The following is an 18,199-nucleotide window of genomic DNA, read 5'->3' as shown; positions in this document are numbered from 1 at the left end:
CCTCCCCCGCGAGGGGGGAGGAAACGACCATCAACGCGTCAGCCACCCAGGCGCCCTTGCCCTCGGCGCAGACGATCAGCGGGTTGACGTCGATTTCATCGATCTCGTCGGCATAGGCGAGCACGAAGCCGGCCAGCCTTTCGATCGCCCCGATCGCCGCCCGCAGATCAGCCTTCGGCCGGCCGCGAAACCCGTCGAGCAGCGGAAACAGTTTTAGCCCGCGCAGCGCCGCCTCGATCTCGGCTCGCGACGCCGGCAGCAGCAAGGTGGCGGAATCCTTCAGCAACTCGACCAGAACGCCGCCCGAGCCCAGCGTCATCACCGGCCCGAACAGCGGGTCGCGCGTGAAGCCGACGATCAGTTCGCCGACGCCGCCCTCGACCATGCGCTCGACATAGAGCCCGCTGCCCAGCGGCACGAGTTGTTCCCCTGCGGCACGCACCGCGGCCGCGTCGCGCAGGTTGAGCTTCACCGCGCCCGCTTCCGACTTGTGCGCCACGCCGAGCGCCTTGAGCGCAACCGGGAAGCCGAGCGCCGCGGCGGCGGCAACCGCCTCGTCCACCGTCGTGGCGCGTTGTCCGGCCGGCACCGACACGCCGGCCTCTGCCAGCAGCGCCTTGGCACCGGCTTCGTCCAGGGTGGCCAGGTAGCGCAAGGCACCCCCCTCTGGCCTGCCGGCCATCTCCCCCGCAAGGGGGGAGATCGGCAGCTTCGGCGCCGCTGCTCCTTCTGAAATGCTGGCGATTGGCGAACTCCTGGCGGCCGGATCAATCTCCCCCCTTGCGGGGGAGATGCCCGGCAGGGCAGAGGGGGGTGCCTTGGCGCCCACACCCCCGACCAGTTCCAACTCCTCCTGCGACCAAGCCTCTCCGATCACCGCCGCCGCTTCGGCCGCGTCGAACGCTTCCGCGATACCGTAAAGCGGCACCATGCCGCGTGCCATCAGGCCGGGCGCATAATCCTCCGGCAGGTTTTCCGGCAGCGACGCCACCACCGCGCCCCTGGCGCCATGCGCCTTGAGCCCGCTTTCGAACGCCCGCAGCGTCGTCCACCAGTCGACGTCCGAACAGCGGTCGCGGCGCGGGAAGTCGAGGACCAGCAGGTTGAGGTCGAAGCCGCCCGACGCCAAGGCGCCGAAGGTCGCCGTCATCGCCGGCTCGTCGTTCCAGATGAAGGTGTGATAGTCGAGCGGGTTGGCGACCGCCACCAGCGGCCCCAGCGTCGCCTTGACGCGCGCCCGATGCTCCTCGGCCAGCGGCGGGAAGAATACCTTCCGGCCTTCCGCGCTGTCGGCCATCACCGACGCCTCGCCGCCCGAACAGCTCATGGAAGAAAGCCGGTAGCCCGCCAGCGGCCCGTGCACATGCAGCAGCTTCAGCGCTTCCAGGAAGGACGGGATCGAGTTGACCCGGGCGATGGCCAGCCGCTTCAGGAACGCATCCGAGGCCGCATCCGAGCCGGCCAGCGAGGCGGTGTGCGAGATCGTGCCGGCCCGCGCCTGCTCGGAGCGCCCGACCTTCATCGCGACGATCGGCTTCTTCAACTCCCGCGCCCGCGCCGCCAGTTTTTCGAAACCGTCGACCTTGTCGAACGCCTCGATATGCAGCCCCAGCACCGAGACGCGGCTATCCTCGATCAGGCCAAGCGCCATCTCCGACAGACCGGTCTGCGCCTGGTTGCCGGCCGTCATGATGTAGGCGACCGGCAGGCCGCGCGCCTGCATGGTCATGTTGATGGCGATGTTGGAGGATTGCGTGACGATCGCCGCGCCCGTTTCGCCTTCGGCAAGGCGGATGCCGCCATGCTGGTCGGGCCACAGCAGCGCGCCGTCGGCGTAGTTGATCAGGCCGTAGCAGTTCGGGCCTATGATCGGCAGGTCGCCGGCGGCGTCCAGCAGCGCCGCCTGCAGCCCGTCGCCTTCCGGGTCGTAGTGCCCGGTCTCGCGGAAGCCGGAGGCGAAGCACACCGCCCCGCCGGCGCCCTTCTCCCGCAGCGCCTTGACCATCTCGACGGTGAGGTGGCGGTTGACGCCGATGAAGGCCGCGTCCGGCGCGCCGGGCAGCTCGGCCACCGTGCGGTAGGCCCTCACGCCCTCGACCTCGGCCTTGCTCGGGTGCACCGGCCATATTGCGCCGGCAAAGCCCATCTTCAGCGACTGCCTGACGACGCTGGTGCCGAACGCGCCGCCGCCGATGACGGCGATGGATTTCGGGCGAAGGAGGCGTTCGAGGCGGTTCATCATGCAGCACCCCCCTCTGGCCTGCCGGCCATCTCCCCCGCAAGGGGGGAGATTGGATGGCCGGGCTGCTTTCGCCAGTCTCCAGCGCAGTGAGAGGCGCGACGCCGACGCTGCCAATCTCCCCCCTTGCGGGGGAGATGGCCGGCAGGCCAGAGGGGGGTGCGACAGAGCGCGGGCAGGCCCATCATCCCCCCACCGCCCTCAGCAATGCCCGCGAGATAATGTGCCGCTGGATCTCGCTCGTTCCCTCCCAGATGCGCTCTACCCTTGCGTCGCGCCAGATGCGCTCCAGCGGCAGGTCGTCCATCAGCCCCATGCCGCCATGGATCTGGATCGCCTCGTCGGCGACGAAGGCAAGCATTTCGGTCGCCTTCAGCTTGGCCATCGCCATGTCCTGGTCGGTGACGGTTCCGGAATCGTATTTCCAGCCGGCCTCGAACACCATCAGGTCGGCCGCCTTCAGCTCGGTCGCCATGTCGGCGAGCTTGAACGACACGCCCTGGAACTTTCCGATCTGCTGGCCGAACTGCTCGCGCTGCGCGGCGTATTCGATCGCGTGCTGCAACGCCCGCTCGGCCCGGCCGAGGCAGGTGGCGCCAACCTGCAGGCGCGTCGCGCCCAGCCAGGAATTCGCCACCTCGAAGCCCTTGTGCACCTCGCCGAGAACCTGCTCCTTCGGCAGCCGGCAGTCGTCGAACTCCAGCACCGAATTGGTGTAGCCGCGGTGCGAGACGTTACGGTAGCCGTCGCGGACGGTGAAGCCTTTCGTTCCCTTGTCGACGAAGAAGGCGGTGATCTTCTTCCGCTTGCCGCGTGGAGACTCCTCCTCGCCCGAGGCCATGAAGACGATTGCGAAGTCGGCAAGGTCGGCATGGGAGATGAAATGCTTGGTACCGTTGAGGACAAAATCGTCGCCGTCCTGCACGGCCGATGCCCTCATGCCGCGCAGGTCGGAGCCGGCGCCCGGCTCGGTCATGGCGAGACAGTCCCATTTCTCGCCACGGATGCACGGGAAAAGATACTTTTCGCGCTGTTCCGGCGTGCCGGCGAGCAGGATGTTGGACGGCCGCGCCACGCAGGTCCAATGCAGCGCATAGTTGGCGCGCCCGAGTTCCTTTTCATAGAGCAGCCAGGTGACCGTATCGAGCCCGGCGCCGCCGACCTCGGCCGGCATGTTGGCGGCATAGAGCCCCGCGTCGATCGCCTTCTTCTGCAGTTCCTTGATCAGCTCCATCCTGAGATGGCCGCTGCGCTCGACCTCGCGCTCATGCGGATAGAGTTCGTTTTCGACGAAGGCGCGCGTCGTATCGACGATCAGCTTTTGTTCTTCGGAAAGACCGAAATCCATGTTCGCATCACCTGTTACAAGGTTGACCGTGTCGTGGTGCGTCCTTCGACAAGCTCAGGATGAGGCCCGTTTGCGCCAATCCTCGATATGCAAAGGCTTGCACCAACGATCCTCATCCTGAGCCTGTCGAAGGACGCACCACGCGAATTCACGCCTCAATCCTTCTTCTTTTTCTTTGGCTTTTCCGCTTTCTTCTCGGCCTTGGCCTTCTCCGCCGCCTTGGACGCCTTCGGCTTCGTCGCCCGCTTGGCCAGCTCGCCCGTGAACGCGTTGTAGAGCGCGCCGGCGCCCCAGCCCTTGCCCTTGTTCTGCTTGCCGAGCGCTTCCATGATGGCGACCAGATTGTCGTCGCGAATCTTTTCCAGCTCGCGGATCGACAGGCCGTTGGCCTGCTCGTCCGACTGCGTGGCGATCAGCTCGACCAGCTCGTCATTGTATTCCGGCACGTCCATCAGCTTGGTCCACGGCCAGGTGAGGCACGGCCCGAACTGCGCCATGAAGTGGCGCATGCCGGCCTCGCCGCCGGCGATGCGGTAGACCTGGAACATGCCCATCTGCGCCCAGCGCAGGCCGAAGGAATAGCGCATGATGTCGTCGAGTTCCTCGACGGTGCAGATGCCGTCCTTGATCAGCCACAGCGCCTCGCGCCACGCCGCCTCCAGCAGCCGGTCGCCGACGAAAGCCTCGATCTCCTTGCGCACCACCACCGGCTTCATGCCGATCGACGAATAGGCCTCCTTGGCCATCTCGACGGCTTCCGGCAGCGTGTCCTTGCCGGCGACGATCTCCACCAGCGGCAGCAGGTAGACCGGGTTGAACGGATGCGCCACCACCAGCCGCTCCGGCCGCCGCATGGCGCTCTGCATGTCGGTCGGCTTGATGCCGGAGGTCGAGGAGGCGACCAGCGCGTTGGCCGGCGCGTGCCTGTCGATCTCGGCCAGCACCCTGTGCTTGAGGTCGAGCCGCTCCGGCACGCTCTCCTGGACGAGGTCGGCGCCGTCGACCGCCTCGGCGATCGTCTTGGCGAAAGTCAGCTTGCCTTCCCTGGGCAGGCCGCCCGGCACCATCTTGCGGTAGGCGCGGCGCGCCCCCTTCATCACCTCGCCGACCTTGCGCTCGGCTTCCGGGTCCGGGTCGTAGATCGCGACGTCGATGCCGTTGAGCAGCAGCCGGGCCACCCAGCCCGCGCCGATCACGCCCCCGCCGATGGCCGCTGCTTTTTCGATGGTCATTGTGCAATCCCCCTATTTCCGGCGGTGCCGCTCCATGTCACCCCCCTCTGTCCTGCCGGACATCTCCCCCGCAAGGGGGGAGATTAGCTGTCTCGACGCCTCACGACCCTCTGCAACGCGGACGATTGGCGAAAGCCAGGCGGCCGGCCAATCTCCCCCCTTGCGGGGGAGATGTCCGGCAGGACAGAGGGGGGTGGGAAGGAATGCCAGCATTCCCGATTCCTATGCGGCCAACGGCGCCCGTTTCGTCAGCCCGAGCTTCTTGCGCACCTCTTCCGGCCCGATCACCCGCGCGCCGAGGTTTTCGACGACCGTGACCGCCCGCTCGACCAGCTGCGCATTGGTGGCGAGCACGCCCTTGTCGAGCCACAGATTGTCCTCCAGGCCGACCCGAACGTTGCCGCCGGCGAGCACCGCCGCCGCGACATAGGCCATCTGGTTGCGGCCGAGCGAGAAGGCGGAAAACGTCCAGTCCTTCGGCACGTTGTTGACCATCGCCATGAAGGTGTTGAGGTCGTCCGGCGCGCCCCAAGGCACGCCCATGCAGAGCTGCACGAGCGCCTGCGGCGCCAGCACGCCTTCGGCCACCAACTGCTTGGCGAACCAGAGATGGCCGGTGTCGAAGGCCTCGATCTCCGGCTTGACGCCCATTTCGGTCATCATGCCGCCCATGGCGCGCAGCATGCCCGGCGTGTTGGTCATCACATAGTCGGCCTCGGCGAAGTTCATGGTGCCGCAGTCGAGCGTGCATATCTCCGGCAGGCATTGCCGCACATGCTCGACCCGGTCGGTGGCACCGCCCATGTCGGTGCCCGCCGTCTTCAGCGGCAGCGGGCTTTCGACCGGGCCGAACACCATGTCGCCGCCCATGCCGGCGGTGAGGTTCAGCACCACGTCGACATCGGCCTCGCGGATGCGCTCCGTCACCTCGCGGTAGAGGGAGACGTCGCGGCGCGGTTTTCCGGTCTCGGGGTCGCGCACATGGCAGTGGACGATGGCGGCGCCCGCCTTGGCCGCCGCGATCGCCGAGTCGGCGATCTGTTTTGGCGAGCGCGGCACATGCGGGCTGCGATCCTGCGTCCCGCCGGAACCGGTCACGGCGCAGGTGATGAAGACCTCGCGATTCATCTCGAGCGGCATGAGGACCTCCTCCCTTGTCGTCTACGGACCAAGCATGCCTCACTTGCGGGAAAGTGCTTTGCGTTTTACGAAATCGAAATGGCGAAAGGCGAAAAGCCCTCAATCTTTCTGCCCGAGCGGACCCCGCTCGGCGTGACCTTCCTCGCGCTCTCCGGCTCATCGCTGATGTGCGTGGCCTCGGCCGTCGACCCGCTGCGGGCGGCCAATCGCGTGACCGGCGAGACGATGTTCGACTGGAAGATCGTATCGCTCGACGGCTCCCCGCCTATCACCACCGCCGGCCTGCCCGTCGCGGTCACGGGCATATTCGATCCGGCGCAGCGCCCGGATGTGCTCGCAATCATCGGCGGCTTCGGCGCACGCCACGAGGCCGCTCCGGGCCTGCTGACCGGCGTCCGCCGGGTGGCGCGGGCGGCGCGCGCCTATGGCGGCATCGAGGCCGGCTCATGGGTGATCGCCCGTGCCGGGCTGCTGGAGGGGCGGGCCGCGACGACGCATTGGGAGGACATGGAGGATTTCGTCGACGCCTTTCCGGGCACCGACGTGCGGCCCGACCGCTATGTGATCGACGGCCCGGCCTTCACCGCCGGCGGCGCCTCGCCGACCTTCGACCTGATGCTGCATCTGGTGCGCTCGCGCCTCGGCATGGCGGTGGCGCTCGATGTCGCCTCAGTCTTCATCTACGACCAGGCGCGCTCCGCCACCGACGCGCAGCCGCTGGTGTCGCTCGGCCGGCTCGACGGCTACGACCCGCGCCTCGCGCAGGCGGTGCGGCTGATGGAGGCGCATATCGACCAGCCGCTCACCGTCGCGGCAATTGCCCGGCGGGCCGGCGTCACCGCCCGCACGCTGGAGACGATCTTCCGCCGCTCGATCGGCGAATCGCCGGGCGCCTACTACCTGCGGCTGCGGCTGCATGCGGCGCGCCGGCTGGTGCTCGACACCCGCATCGCCTTGGCCGACGTCGCCGCGCGCTGCGGCTTTTCCAGCTCGGCTGCCTTTTCGCGGGCCTTTTCACGCGCCTTTGGTGAGGCGCCACGCCGCATGCGACAGAAATAGACATCGCACCTGTGGATTACTGGTTGACTAAGTCTTGGCCGAGGCTCCGGCCTAGCGTTCCGGCTTGCCTTCGATCCGCTCGCGCATCTCGTCGGCAAGCAGCTTTTCCAGTCGCCGCGCCACTCCGGCCTCCCAAACATTGGGTTTGCCGTCGTGCGCCGGCGTTGCAACCGGCAGCGCCAGCAGCCGATCGACAATCGAATCGTCGTCGCCGAAGCCGTTGAAGATCGCCTGATCGAGCCGGCCCGGCAGCGCGTGGTCTATGCGATTCTGTTCCATGCCACGGACCCTACCGGGGTTTCATGACAGGCCGAAGGCATCTGCGTGCCGGAAATGAGGCACCGCCCATCCACCCACGCCAACCCCTTGCCCTGACTTGAAAAATGTCCCCGGAGAAAATCCGCTGCTGCTGTCACCCGAGCGGCTTGGCGAAAAGCAGCGTCGTGAAGCCGCTGTTCCATTCATCGTCCGGATAGCGGTCCTTTTCTACGTAGCCGCGCGTCAGGTAAACGGCGTGGCTGCGCCGGTTGAAGTCGTCGCTTTCCAGCCGCGCCTCGGCAAAGCCGGCCGCGGCGATCGCGCGCTCGGCATGGTCGAGCAGCCGGCTGCCGATGCCCCGGCGCAGATGATTTGAGGAGACGTGCACGGCTTCGATGAAGTCGCCGTCCCAATGCACGAAACCGGCGGGCTTGCCGTCCATTTCGGCGACCCAAAATGCCGGCCAGTGTTCGCCGACATAACGATCGCCGCGCCCCGCCGACAGGTAGTCCTCGATCGCAGCGGACGTCAGATGCGGGCGCCATGTGGTCTCGAACGTGTCGGCCAGGATCGCCTGCACCGACGCCCTGTCCGCTTCCGTCGCGGGACGTATGACGATCCGGCTCTCGTCCATGCTGGCCTCTCCACTCTGGAGAGGCCTTGTATCAGGTCGATCCGGCACGCTCGCCGCGCAGACAGGGAAAACCGTCGATCCAGAACGTCAGGGACAAGCTCGTGCAGGCAGGCGCCGCCAAGGCATCCAAGCGGTGGCCGCGCAGCGTCGAACCGATCCGAGGCCCGGCTAGCAGGTTCGGATCGGGAAATCACGCAGGCCGCCGTCTCAGACGTAGCGGTTGACGACGTTCTCCAGGAACTCCTGCCGGCCGGAGCGCGGCTGCGGCTCGATCTTCTCCTTGACCACGCGCTCGGCGATCTCCTCGAGCGTGCGCTTGCCCGACAGCATCGCCTGCGCCTCCGCCGACTTCCAGCCGGCATAGCGCTCCTCCAGCGGCCCCGACAGCGCCTTGTCCTCGATCATCCGCGCCGCCGCCTTCAGCCCGCGGGCGCAGCAGTCCATGCCGCCGATATGGCCGATCAGCAGATCCTGCGGGTCGAGCGACTGGCGGCGCAGCTTCGCGTCGAAATTGGTGCCGCCGGTGGTGAAACCGCCCGCCTGCAGAACGTAGTAGTAAGCCAGCGCCATCTCCGGCACGTTGTTGGGGAACTGGTCGGTGTCCCAGCCCGACTGGTAGTCGTTGCGGTTCATGTCGATCGAGCCGAGGACGCCGAGCCCGCCGGCCAGCGCCAGCTCGTGCTCGAAGGAATGGCCGGCCAGGATCGCATGGCCCTGCTCGATGTTGAGCTTGACCTCCTTCTCCAGGCCGAAGTCCTTGAGGAAGCCGTAGACGGTGGCGACGTCGTAGTCGTACTGGTGTTTTGTCGGCTCCTGCGGCTTCGGTTCGATCAGGATGGTTCCCTCGAAGCCGATCCGGTGCTTGTAGTCGACGACCATCGACAGGAAACGCCCGGCCTGCTCGCGCTCGCGCTTCATGTCGGTGTTGAGCAGCGTCTCATAGCCCTCGCGGCCGCCCCACAGCACATAGTTCTCGCCGCCGAGCCGCTTGGTGACGTCGATGCATTTCTTCACCGTCGCCGCCGAATAGGCGAAGACGTCGGGGTCCGGATTGGTCGCCGCGCCCGCCATGAAGCGGCGGTGCGAGAACAGATTTGCGGTTCCCCACAGCAGTTTTACGCCGGTTTTCTGCTGTTTTTCGGCGAAAACCTCGGCAATTTCGTCGAGACGCGCCGCACTTTCGGAAAAGGTCGCGCCCTCCGGACGCACATCGGCGTCGTGGAAGCAGTAATAGGGAGCCCCCAGCAGCGAGAACATCTCGAAGGCGACGTCGGCCTTGAGCCTCGCCTTCTCCATCGTGTCGCCGAACCACGGACGCTCGAAGGTCTGGCCGCCGAACGGATCGCCGCCCGGCCAGGCGAAGGAGTGCCAATAGGCGACGGCGAAGCGCAGATGGTCCTCCAGCCGCTTGCCGAACACCACCTCGTCGGGATTGTAGAAGCGGTAGGCGAGCGGATTGGTCGAATCCGGCCCCTCATACTTGATGGGCTTGATGTCGCCGAAAAAGCCGGTGGTCATTCAGGAAACTCCTCTGATAGCCGGATAGAGTGCGCGGTAACGCGCGTATGCGTCGTCATAGGCCGCCGTCACCCCGGCCACCGGCGCGATCGTCTCGGCGGTCGAAGGCGCGGTCAGCACGTGGTGCGGGTCTGCTTTCTCGGCCGCGATCAACCCGAGCCGCGCCGCGCCGAAGGCCGCGCCGAAATCGCCGTCGGCGGGGATGTCGACGGCGACGTCCAGCGCCGTCGCGATCGCCTTCAGCCAGTAATGCGAGCGCGATCCGCCGCCGACGGCGGTGACGCGGCCGATCGTGGTGCCCGCCTCGCGCAACGCCTGCAGGCTGTCGCGGAAGGCGAAGGCGACGCCCTCCAGCACCGCCTGGGTCAGCGCCGGCACGTCGGTCTCGTGCTCGAGTCCGGTGAAGGAGCCGCGGATCACCGCGTCGTTGTGCGGGGTGCGTTCGCCGGAGAGATAGGGCAGGAAGGTTACGCCCGTCGGCTTGCGCAGTCCCTCGCCGAGAGCATTGGTGAGCTCGGCCGGCTGCTTGCCGCTGACCGCCGCCAGCCAGTTGAGCGAATCCGTCGCTGACAGGATGACGCCCATCTGGTGCCAGGTTCTCGGCAGCGCATGGCAGAAGGCATGGACGGCGCTTTCGGGCTTCGGCAGATAGGCGTCGTTGGCGGCGAACAGCACGCCCGACGTACCGAGCGAGACGAAGGCGTGGCCCGCCTTCACCGTGCCCATGCCGCAGGCCGACGCGGCATTGTCGCCGGCCCCGCCGGCCACGATCACGCCTTGCTGCAGTTTCCAGCGCGAAGCCAGCTCGTCGCGCAGCCTGCCGCCCTGCTCGGTCCCCTCCACCAGGGCCGGCATGTGGCCCTCGTCGAGATGCGTCGTCGCGAGCAGCTCCGCCGACCATTTCCGCGCACCGGTATCCAGCCAGGAGGTGCCGGCGGAATCCGACATCTCGGAAATATGCTCGCCGGTCAGCCAGAGGCGCAGGTAGTCTTTCGGCAGCAGCACCTTGCGGACCTTGGCGAAGACCTCCGGCTCGTTGTTCCTCACCCAGGCGAGCTTCGGCGCGGTGAAGCCGGGAAAGACGATGTTGCCGGTGATCTTGCGGAAGCGCGGATCGGCGTCGAGTTTCGCCGCCTCGCGGTGGCTGCGCGTGTCATTCCACAGGATGCAGGGGCGCAGCGGCTCGTCCCCCGCATCGAGCAGTGTCGCGCCGTGCATCTGGCCGGAAAGCCCGATGCCCTTGACCGCGGCAACCGCCTTGCCGTGCTTGGCCGAAAGCGCGGCGATCGCCTCGTCCGTGGCCCTGATCCAGTCGGCCGGCTCCTGCTCCGACCAGCCGTGTTCCGGGCGCGAGACGTCGAGATGGGCGCTGGCCGAGCCGACCACCTCCTGGTCGGCGTCGATCAGCAGCACCTTGACGCCGGACGTGCCGAGGTCGATCCCCAGATACATGTCTGTCCTCCCGAACGCCGCCGGATTCGCGACGAAATTATTCCGCCACGAAGCGCGGCTTGCAGCCTCCTCCGCCGCGGGCCGTTTCGATGCAAAATAGCGGAGCATGCCGGCCGGCAAAAGACCTAGAGGAAGATTTTTTCGAGCCTCGGAAAAATGAGGAAAAATGAGGGATCGCGGTGACCACGGTACTTGCGGCGCAAGCTTGCCGCGCCCTGCGGTTGCAAGTATGAGATTGCTTGGGGCAAGCTGATACTTGTGGGGGGTTATCTTGAGGCGGATTTCAGTTCTTGTCGGCGTGGCGCTGTTGGTGCTGGCCGGCTGCGCGGTGAGTCAGGAAAAATACGAGACCGCGCAGGTGGCGCTGGACGGCAGTCCCAAGCTGCGGTCGATGGCCGTGGCGGATTGCGTCAAAAAGGCCAACCCCTCCAAAAGGGATATGGAAGTGATGGCGGCGCTGACGAACAGCTCCGTGTCCTCGGTAAAGACAGTTGTGTGCCGGCGGATAGTCACCGCCGTCAGTTCGGGCCGCCTTTCCTATGCCGACTATCGAGCATATATGGCGGGGCGTCCGACGCCCAACCTCATCCGTATCCTGCAAGGGCGCTGAGGGCGGCGGCAACTCGTCAGGACAAGGACGGAAGCGCCTCCGCCCGTCCCGCAAACACCGCCGAAAGCGGGCTGGCCGGCCGTGCCGCCAGACGTTTGGCAGTGAGTTCGCGGGCGAGAAATCCATCGCCGGCGCGCAGCGCCGCCTCGATCAGTGTCAGCTCGATCACGTCGCGCTGCGCGTGGCTGCCGCCGAAGCGGTGGGCAATCGCCGGCAGCGGCAGCAGCAGCCTTGCCGCATCCGCGTAGCGGCCTTCGCCGAAGGCCTGGACGGCAAGCACGGCGGGCCGGCCGACGTCGCGGGTGAAGGCGGCGTTGTCGCCGCCGCCCTGCATCGCCGCCTCCTGCGCGGCCAGCAGGCCGCGCGCTTCCTGCTCCAGGCCGGCGCCAACGAAGGCCATCATGGCGTGCATGTCGTTGAAGGCGTAGTTGCCGTCGCCGGCCTTCGGCTTCCAGTCCTCGGCGAGCGAGGCCCAGCGGTCGCCGACGTCGATCCCGCCCATCCAAAGCCGCCACAGGATGGCGGAAGCGTCGAGCAGGTTGAGGACCAGCGGCGAACGGCCGCCGCGGATCGGCCCGTCGACCAGCGCCAGCACCTGATCCGCCTCGCCGAGCTCATAATGGAAGAGCGCGAGATGCCACCAGTTGTGGATCTGGAGAAAGCTGTCGCCGGTCCAGGCGGCCTCGTTGCCGCGCATCCACGAAATGCCGTCGCGCTGGCGGCTCTGCATCTCCATCACATGCGCGACCGCGTGCTGCGCCCAGCCGTCGCGCGGCTCGATCTCGATCGCCTGCCGCCCCAGCGCCTCGGCTTCGGCATAGGCGGCCATCTCCTCCATGCCGAACGCCTGCATGCCGAGCATCGCATGGTAGCCCGGCATGCCGGCCGACCAAGCGGGCAGGGCGCGCGCGATGCGGTCGCGCAGCATCGCCGCATTTCCGGTGAAGAAGTCGATCTGGTGTCCAGCCTGCAAAGCCAGCGCATCGGCCGGGTGCTCGGCCGAGACGGCGGCCAGAACGTGACCGGCGTCGTGCCAGCGCCCTTCCGCAAGGTGGCCCAGCGCGGCGGCATGGCCGCGCTCGCGCGCGGTCCCGGCCGCGGCGGATGCCGCCTGGTGACAGACGCGGGCGACCGGCAGCGCCGCCTTTTCGGTCGAAAGCGCGTAGAGATAGCCCTTCAGCACATGCGCCATGGCGAAACCCTGGCTTACCGCGAGCGCCTGGTCGACCGCGCCGACGGGATCCCCGGCGAAGCACTGCAGGTCGCGCAGCGCCGTCTCGTAGTGCGGCAGGCTCGCCTGGCCGGCGCCGGAAAGCTCCAGTCCGAGACGATCCTTCATGGAACATGGCCTCCGTTCAGGCTTTCTTAGCATCCTATCCGGAGTTTGACGGAATCACAGCCTGCCCGGTGATTGCTGCATGACGGACCGCGACTACAGACCCGACGATCTGGTCGAGACCATCTTCCGCAACGGCACGCTGACCGTTGTCGGCATCGTTCTCGCCTTCTCCCTCGGCTTCCTTTCCCACTGGGCGGCCAATCCGATCCCGTGGGAGCCGCTGGACGGCCTGGCGCTGGGCCCGATGCTCATCGGCATCTGCTTCCAGATCAAGGCGCTGGCCGACCTGCTCGACCACAAATGCCTGCGCCGCCGTTACTTCGAGCGCGCGAACCGGATTTTCCTGACCGGGCTGATCCTCACCGCATTCGGCGTCGCCGGCGCCATCCTGCTCGACTTCTTCGAGATCGCCGAGATGAAGAAGATGGTCGGCTGAGCCTCGGCCGCCGGGGAGGTGCCGACACCAGTGGGCAACGTTTTACCCACCCAATTGAGCCGAAATTCGCGCGCGATGCCGCCGCGGGCAGAAGGAACCGCAGGGGACAGTTTACTTTCTTTCGGCAGAAGGCTGCCGTAGTTCAGAAGTCCGCGCGGGCCGAAAAAAGTAAACTGTCCCCGGCCTTTGCACCATCCCTGCCGTGCGCTCGCGAACCGCTTTCGGGCTCTCACGCAGACGAGGTCTCGCGTCGCCGCCGCAAGGTCGTGCGCAGACAGGTGGCATGCCTGGCACAATCAGAAGAACCGCTGATGCCGCGGCGAAGGCCGCCCGGGCTTCAAGCGGCACGGATATCTCCTCTCTTCGAAGGAGAGGATGAACCCCTGCCAGCGCTCGGTCGCGACCGGGCCCTGCGTGCGCGAAGCGGCGAGGCCGCCGGGCCGTTCCCGCCTGTCCATCAGAACACCCCCGCCGATGCGGCCAGGACCAGGATGAGGCCCATGCTTGCCGCGAGCAGCGGCGCGATCGCCAGCAATGCGGCTGCAAACGGTTCGAACCCGGTTTTCAACGTCCTGATCATGATTCCCTCGCTGTCGCGGCGACAGATAGGAACGGCTCCGGCCGACATTGTGGCTGAACGGAGGAGTTCCCATGTCGGCTGCGGCGGAAGCATGGAAATCCACAGGGGAGTCACAGAGTGCGGTCAAATACCGAAGCAAATACAAAAGGTTATTGAGTTTACAATTCGTCAACCACGATTGATGAAGATTCGAAACAGCCGGTGAGCGGCGCCTGTCCGTAAAGCGTTTCTGGTGTAGCGTGCCGCCCGTGTCGAAGCTCGATTCTCTTACTCTCGCCCCCGCCCTCTCCAACGTCGTCATCAGCCGGCGCATGGCGCTTCTCGGTCTGGGCGCGCTGGCGCTCGGCGGCTGCAGCCGCAGCATCGACATCGGCCTGCCCACGGTCAGCCGTGCAGCGGTGCCGGCGCGGCCAGCCGCTCCCGCGGCCCCCGCCAAGGTCGAAACCGCCTCGCTTGGCCCGGCCGCCGGCTACGGCTATCTCGGCCGGCCGGAGCTGATGTATTCCTCATTCACCGACAGCGGCTTCACCCTGCCGGCGATCCCGGCGGGCGAGCTGAAGCCGAAGCATCTGCGCCGGCTGGTGGTCGATCCCACCGGCGAGAAGCCCGGCACCATCGTCGTGCATCTCAGGGAACGCCATCTCTATCTGGTCCAGGAGAACGGCGACGCCATCCGCTACGGCGTCGGCATCGGTAAGGACGGTTTCGTCTGGTCGGGCCGCGCGGTGGTCGACCATACCCGCAAATGGCCGACGTGGACGCCGCCCTCCGAGATGATCGAGCGAAAACCGTCGCTGAAGAAATATGCCGGCGGTCAGCCCGGCGGCCTCGACAACCCGCTCGGCGCGCGGGCGCTGTACATCTACAAGGACGGCAGGGACACGCTGTTCCGCATCCACGGCACGCCGGAATGGCGCTCGATCGGCAAGGCCGCCTCCTCCGGCTGCGTGCGCATGATCAACCAGGACGTGATCGACCTCTACGACCGGGTCAAGGACAAGGGCAAGACGCCGATCGTCGTTGTGGCGTGAGAGCAGCCGGAAAGCGGTGCGTCGGAATTGCGCATCGTTCGTCATATATGACTGCCCTGCCACAGACATGCTCCATCCTCGCCACGCCCTGCTTTTTTGCAGTCTGGCCATTGAAGAGAAGTGCGGGAAGCGGGGCGCGGGGCCGAGCCTCTCAATTAAAGTACGTGGCGCGGTGACCCGCGCCCCGCCGGCGTTCTTGCCCGTCCGCTAGCTCTGCATTTCCGCAGGTGTCGCGGCTGGGGCCCGGGTCTCCAACTCTCGCCAGCCGCGCTACCGATTGCACGACCGACCCGGCGCCGACGCTCCCTCCTGATACCCGGTGCGCACCAGATTCCCGCAAGGGAGCGGCTTTCACGGACAAGTATAGGCCAAGCGAGAAGGGAGGGGATAAAACGCCCGCGAAAAGCGGATTCCGTCAGCCGCGACTTCGCGGCGGGCGAGAGGTAAGTGCCGGGGACAGTTTACTTTTTTCCGCCCGCGCCAGCCTTCAAGCGCTACCGTCTTTCTGCGGAAACAAAGTAAACTGTCCCCCTGCGCCCGCTCGTCATCCCTGGGCGGCGACCAGCGCCTTTTCCAGCTTGCCCAGGCCCTCCGCCAGGATGTCGTCGGAGATAGTAAGCGGCATGAGGATGCGGATGGTGTTGGCGTGCACGCCGCAGGACAGCAGCACCAGCCCTTCGGCAAGGGCGGCCTGCGTCACCCGCTTCGTCGCATCGGCGTCCGGCTCGCTGCCGCCGCCCTCCTTGACGACGTCGAAGGCGATCATGGCGCCGGGGCCGCGCACGAACTCCATCGGCACGGTGTCGTTGCGCCGGGCGATGCGCGCCAGCTCGCCCTTGATGCGCGCGCCGAGCGTGTCGGCGCGGGCGATCAGCCGCTCCTCCTCGATCACCTCGAGCACGGCGAGCGCCGCCGCGCAGGCGATCGGGCTGCCGGCATAGGTGCCGCCGAGCCCGCCCGGCTCCGGCCCGTCCATGATTGCCGCCCGGCCGATGACGCCCGACAGCGGGAAGCCGCCGGCCAGCGACTTGGCGATGGTGACGAGGTCCGGCTCGACGCCGGAATTCTCGATGCCGAACATTTTTCCAGTGCGCGCGAAGCCGGTCTGCACCTCGTCGGCGATCAGCACGATGCCATGCTCGTCGCAGATCTTCCGCAGCCCCTGCAGCAGCTCCGGCGGCGCCGGGTGGAAGCCGCCCTCTCCCTGCACCGGCTCGATGATGATCGCCGCGACGTTGACCGGATCGACGTCGGCGCGAAACAGGTATTCGAGCGCCTTGAGCGAATCGGCCACCGAAACGTCGTGCTGCGGCACCGGGAAGGGAACGTGCCAGATGCCGGCCGGCATCGGCCCGAACTTCTTCTTATAGGGCGCCACCTTGCCGGTGAGCGCGCTGGTCATCAGGGTACGGCCATGGAAGGCGCCGGAGAAGGCGATGACATTGGTCCGCCCGGTATGGGCGCGGGCGATCTTGACCGCATTCTCCACCGCTTCCGCACCGGTGGAGAACAGTATGGTCTTGGCCTCGCCGGAGAACGGCGCCAGCGCGTTCAGCCGCTCGCAGAGCTCGATATAGGGCTCGTAAGGCACGATCTGGAAGGCGGTGTGGGTGAAGGCGTCGAGCTGCGCCTTCACGGCGGCGATCACCTTGGGATGGCGATGGCCGGTGTTGAGCACCGCAATGCCGCCGGCGAAATCGATGAAGCGGCGCCCGTCGGCGTCCCACAGCTCGGAATTTTCCGCCCGCGCGGCGAAGACCGGATAGGCGGTGGCGACGCCGCGCGGGATGGCGGCGGTGCGGCGGGATTGAAGCGATGCGTTGTTCGACATGGTTTCCCTCAAAGATCCGGCCACGAGCCGCGGCCGGTTGACGGCATTTCGCCCTTGATCGCCGCCACTATAGCGCCGAAGCTGCCGTTTGAATGGCGCAGCAGCAAAAAACCTCTGCGGCCAGCAGAGGCTGCTCCTGCAAGCAGGTCGGTACGTGCCGGCCGGATTAGCTCAACCTCAGCCGTGGGGACTTGCGGCGGTTGCACGGACACAAAACTAGGCTAAACCGTGGAGGAAACAGATCGGAGGAAGGCATGGCCGGAACATTCGTGATTGCGCAGGGCGGCGGCCCGACCGCGGTGATCAACCAGACCATGGTCGGCGCCGCGCTTGAGGTGCGCAAGCAGCATCCGGGCGCAAAGGTGCTCGGCGCGCGCCACGGCGTGCGCGGTATTCGCGACGGCGACTACGTCGACCTGTCGGCGGTCCCCGAGGCCGAGTTGCGCCGCATCGCCGGCACGCCGAGCGCCGCCCTCGGCTCCACCCGCGACAAGCCGGACGCCGCCTATTGCGAGCTGGTGCTGAAGGGCCTGCAGAAGGCCGGCGCGGATGCCTTCATCTATATCGGCGGCAACGACACCTCGGGCACGCAGCAGATCCTCACAGACGCCTCCGGCGGCAGAATAGCCTTCGTGCATGCCCCCAAGACCATCGACAACGATCTCGAGGAAAACGACCACACTCCGGGCTTCATTTCGGCTGCGGAATATACGGCGGGGGCCTTCCTCACCGCCGATCTCGACTTCCGTGCGCTGCCCGGCATCTATGTGGCGATCGTCATGGGCCGCCATGCCGGCTTTCTCACCGCCGCCTCGACCGCATGGCGCATCGACGAGGAGTCCGGGCCGCACCTGGTCTACGTGCCGGAGCGCGCCTTCTCGCCGAAACGCTTCATCGACGACGTCAAGCTCACGCTCGACCGCCACAAGCGCTGCATCGTCGCCGTGTCTGAGGGCGTGACGACCGAGGACGGCCGCGCCCTGGTCGAATCGCTGGTCCCGCCGGAGCGGCTGGAGCGTGACGCGCACGGCAATCTCAAGCTTTCCGGCGGCGATCTCGGCATGGCCTTCGAGCATGCGCTGCGCGAGGGGCTGCCGGGCAAGCGGGCGCGCGTCGACGCGCTCGGCTACATGCCGCGCGGCTTCGTCGGCGCCATCAGCAAGGTCGACCAGCAGGAGGCCTTCGACGCCGGCGCCTTCGCCGTGCGGGTGGCCGCCGAAGGCGGCGGCTCGGTGGCGTTGCAGGAGGAGAACGGCAGGACGGTGCTGCGCAAGGTGCCGCTGGCCAACGTCGCCGGCAAGACGCGCCACATGCCGGACGATTTCCTCGATGCGAGCGGCACCGGCCTGTCGGCCGCAGGCCGCGCCTATTTCGGACGGCTGGTGCCGAAGAAATACGACATCGGCAAGCCGTTCGTCTGAGGGTATCGCCTCGATCGCGACGCCCGTTGCGTGCAACGATCCGCCGTCTGCCCGGTTCATGAAGGCAGACA

At 67.0% G+C, this 18,199-nt stretch carries 16 protein-coding genes; 5 read left to right on the top strand and 11 right to left on the bottom strand.

Annotation, left to right across the window (positions count from 1 at the left end):
• The 4 genes from C7I84_RS26015 to bcoG form a co-directional block, all read right to left on the bottom strand.
• Positions 1 to 2,239: acetate--CoA ligase family protein (locus C7I84_RS26015; RefSeq protein WP_106775134.1), on the bottom strand; the 2,239-nt coding region annotated here is incomplete at its 3' end.
• 184 nt (positions 2,240 to 2,423) lie between these two features.
• Positions 2,424 to 3,587, bottom strand: coding sequence for an acyl-CoA dehydrogenase family protein (locus tag C7I84_RS26005; RefSeq protein ID WP_106775133.1), 1,164 nt, complete (start codon positions 3,585 to 3,587; stop codon positions 2,424 to 2,426).
• Positions 3,588 to 3,742: 155 nt separating this feature from the next.
• Complete coding sequence (locus C7I84_RS26000; protein WP_106775132.1) at positions 3,743 to 4,819, bottom strand: carnitine 3-dehydrogenase; 1,077 nt, start codon at positions 4,817 to 4,819, stop codon at positions 3,743 to 3,745.
• Positions 4,820 to 5,041: 222 nt separating this feature from the next.
• Positions 5,042 to 5,959: a 3-dehydrocarnitine:acetyl-CoA trimethylamine transferase BcoG gene (bcoG, locus tag C7I84_RS25990; RefSeq protein ID WP_106775131.1), complete on the bottom strand. Its 918-nt coding sequence runs from the start codon at positions 5,957 to 5,959 to the stop codon at positions 5,042 to 5,044.
• A gap of 78 nt (positions 5,960 to 6,037) precedes the next feature.
• Between bcoG and C7I84_RS25985 the strand changes: the two genes are divergently transcribed.
• On the top strand, positions 6,038 to 7,018 hold the full coding sequence (locus C7I84_RS25985) for a GlxA family transcriptional regulator (RefSeq protein ID WP_106775139.1): 981 nt from the start codon (positions 6,038 to 6,040) through the stop codon (positions 7,016 to 7,018).
• Positions 7,019 to 7,069: 51 nt separating this feature from the next.
• Here C7I84_RS25985 and C7I84_RS25980 read toward each other — a convergent pair whose 3' ends face one another.
• The 4 genes from C7I84_RS25980 to xylB all read right to left on the bottom strand — a co-directional run bounded on the left by C7I84_RS25980 (position 7,070) and on the right by xylB (position 10,880).
• The gene (locus tag C7I84_RS25980) at positions 7,070 to 7,297 is read right to left on the bottom strand and encodes a hypothetical protein (RefSeq protein WP_106775130.1); all 228 of its coding nucleotides are present in this window, start codon (positions 7,295 to 7,297) and stop codon (positions 7,070 to 7,072) included.
• A 133-nt stretch (positions 7,298 to 7,430) separates the two neighbouring features.
• On the bottom strand, positions 7,431 to 7,856 hold the full coding sequence (locus C7I84_RS25975; RefSeq protein WP_245428613.1) for a GNAT family N-acetyltransferase: 426 nt from the start codon (positions 7,854 to 7,856) through the stop codon (positions 7,431 to 7,433).
• A 261-nt stretch (positions 7,857 to 8,117) separates the two neighbouring features.
• On the bottom strand, positions 8,118 to 9,428 hold the full coding sequence (xylA, locus tag C7I84_RS25970; protein ID WP_106775128.1) for a xylose isomerase: 1,311 nt from the start codon (positions 9,426 to 9,428) through the stop codon (positions 8,118 to 8,120).
• Complete coding sequence (xylB, locus tag C7I84_RS25965) at positions 9,429 to 10,880, bottom strand: xylulokinase (protein WP_106775127.1); 1,452 nt, start codon at positions 10,878 to 10,880, stop codon at positions 9,429 to 9,431.
• A 271-nt stretch (positions 10,881 to 11,151) separates the two neighbouring features.
• Here xylB and C7I84_RS25960 point away from each other — a divergent pair, with 271 nt between their 5' ends.
• On the top strand, positions 11,152 to 11,490 hold the full coding sequence (locus C7I84_RS25960) for a hypothetical protein (RefSeq protein ID WP_133170162.1): 339 nt from the start codon (positions 11,152 to 11,154) through the stop codon (positions 11,488 to 11,490).
• A gap of 16 nt (positions 11,491 to 11,506) precedes the next feature.
• Here C7I84_RS25960 and C7I84_RS25955 read toward each other — a convergent pair whose 3' ends face one another.
• A complete protein-coding gene (locus C7I84_RS25955) occupies positions 11,507 to 12,829 on the bottom strand; it encodes a tetratricopeptide repeat protein (RefSeq protein WP_106775125.1) in 1,323 nt (440 codons plus the stop codon).
• Between the two features lie 79 nt (positions 12,830 to 12,908).
• Here C7I84_RS25955 and C7I84_RS25950 point away from each other — a divergent pair, with 79 nt between their 5' ends.
• Positions 12,909 to 13,265 (top strand): hypothetical protein, encoded by a 357-nt coding sequence (locus tag C7I84_RS25950; RefSeq protein ID WP_106775124.1) that lies wholly within the window; start codon positions 12,909 to 12,911, stop codon positions 13,263 to 13,265.
• Positions 13,266 to 13,722: 457 nt separating this feature from the next.
• Here C7I84_RS25950 and C7I84_RS30910 read toward each other — a convergent pair whose 3' ends face one another.
• Complete coding sequence (locus C7I84_RS30910) at positions 13,723 to 13,845, bottom strand: hypothetical protein (protein WP_280954234.1); 123 nt, start codon at positions 13,843 to 13,845, stop codon at positions 13,723 to 13,725.
• 311 nt (positions 13,846 to 14,156) lie between these two features.
• Here C7I84_RS30910 and C7I84_RS25945 point away from each other — a divergent pair, with 311 nt between their 5' ends.
• The gene (locus C7I84_RS25945) at positions 14,157 to 14,876 is read left to right on the top strand and encodes a L,D-transpeptidase (protein WP_106775123.1); all 720 of its coding nucleotides are present in this window, start codon (positions 14,157 to 14,159) and stop codon (positions 14,874 to 14,876) included.
• 544 nt (positions 14,877 to 15,420) lie between these two features.
• Here the strand turns inward: C7I84_RS25945 and gabT are convergent.
• The gene (gene gabT, locus C7I84_RS25940; RefSeq protein ID WP_106775122.1) at positions 15,421 to 16,707 is read right to left on the bottom strand and encodes a 4-aminobutyrate--2-oxoglutarate transaminase; all 1,287 of its coding nucleotides are present in this window, start codon (positions 16,705 to 16,707) and stop codon (positions 15,421 to 15,423) included.
• A gap of 254 nt (positions 16,708 to 16,961) precedes the next feature.
• On the opposite strand from gabT, the gene C7I84_RS25935 reads away from it, so the two are divergent.
• Positions 16,962 to 18,128: a diphosphate--fructose-6-phosphate 1-phosphotransferase gene (locus tag C7I84_RS25935; protein ID WP_106775121.1), complete on the top strand. Its 1,167-nt coding sequence runs from the start codon at positions 16,962 to 16,964 to the stop codon at positions 18,126 to 18,128.
• Positions 18,129 to 18,199 lie beyond the last annotated feature (71 nt).

This window comes from Kumtagia ephedrae (assembly GCF_003012745.1).
Taxonomy (GTDB): Bacteria; Pseudomonadota; Alphaproteobacteria; order Rhizobiales; family Rhizobiaceae; genus Kumtagia; species Kumtagia ephedrae.
The sequence above is the reverse complement of the archived record's forward strand: the minus strand, read 5'-3'. Positions and strand labels throughout refer to the sequence as shown.